This is a genomic window from Okeania sp. SIO2F4 (assembly GCF_010672385.1).
Classification (GTDB): Bacteria; Cyanobacteriota; Cyanobacteriia; order Cyanobacteriales; family Microcoleaceae; genus Trichodesmium.
Genome location: NZ_JAAHGT010001464.1, coordinates 1 through 1205, shown reverse-complemented (window position 1 = coordinate 1205; position 1205 = coordinate 1). Strand labels below are relative to the sequence as shown.

Sequence of the window (1205 nt, the reverse complement as noted above, 5' to 3'; positions counted from 1 at the left end):
ATATCCCACTGAATTTAAGGTTGTTAAAGCACAACCACAGGCAGTACAAGTAATGGCTGTATCAAGATTTTCTGCGCCACAAATTGGGCAGTTGATTAACATTTTTTATCCTTATTTTTATTTTGCTGAAGAAGGAGGACATGACAGAATTTAGAATTTAGAATGCAGAATGCAGAATTATTAAATTAACGAATTCTTACAGCATATTTCGGACTAATGATGTACAGGTCTAAATGGTAAAATTCTTGTAGTGCGGGCATCTTGCCCGCTAGTCCTGTACCTCATAACAACGGAAAGCGCTGTAAATTAACAGATTAACTATTTTTTAATTCTCAATTCGCGCATTCTAAATTCTAAATTCATAATCTTTATCTTCTCACGCCTCAACACTGCCCATTCTATAGCTAAGTTCAAGTAATTAGAAATAATAACCGAATTTTACCTATGGCAATTTCATCTCCTGAGTTTAATATTTCTGGTTTATTGATACGGTATCCAAACCGAGTTTTACCTGTAGGTTTGATATAAATACCATTAGTCGAACCCATGTCTTTTATCTGCCATTGATTATTTTCAAAAGAGATTTCTGCATGGGTTGAGGAAACAGTCTCATCTCCATAAAATCCATCTAAATCAATTTCTACTGGTCCGATATTTGGGTCAAATTTACCAATAATGGCATTGTTACTATCGATAATAAATTCTGTTATAGGCGCACCTACTTGTTTAGATATAAGTTTAGCAACAGTGCCATTAATAAGAGTAGGATTAGTAGAATTTGTAGGCGATATATTTGCTTTTTGACCAGGTTCTATAATCGGGGTTTTGCTGGTAGGGATATTTGTAGATACTGGTGTTTTTTGGGGATAGTTGTTAATATTTTGATTCAGGTTTAATTGTTGTTCGTCTGATTGTAGAAATGTTTTTGCTTCTCGGTCTTTAATCCCTTTTTCTTGAGCTTCAAATAAAGTGGTTGATGCTCTAATTTCTGAACCACAAATTTCGCAAAATTGGTTTTTGTCTGCATTTCTGTCGTAGAAACATAAATTACAAGTAATAGCCATAATTATCCTCTTTATAAGCATTCAGCCGTCAGCTATTAGCTATCAGCTATTTTTAAGCATCTCAAGCAGAGATGCACTTTTTTTCTATTCTTTTTTCAAAGTGATACAATACAATCCCCAGAAATAATATTATAGTTCCTC

Annotated in this window: 1 protein-coding gene; it reads right to left on the bottom strand. The window is 33.7% G+C overall.

Annotated elements, in window-relative coordinates:
- Positions 1–410 precede the first annotated feature (410 nt).
- Positions 411–1064 (bottom strand): FHA domain-containing protein, encoded by a 654-nt coding sequence (locus F6K22_RS41255; RefSeq protein WP_293110990.1) that lies wholly within the window; start codon positions 1062–1064, stop codon positions 411–413.
- Between the last annotated feature and the right edge of the window lie 141 nt (positions 1065–1205).

Excerpts from the sequence above, each read along its gene's own strand:
- F6K22_RS41255 (WP_293110990.1), bottom strand. The coding sequence starts at position 1,064 with ATGGCTATTACTTGTAATTTATGTTTCTACGACAGAAATGCAGACAAA.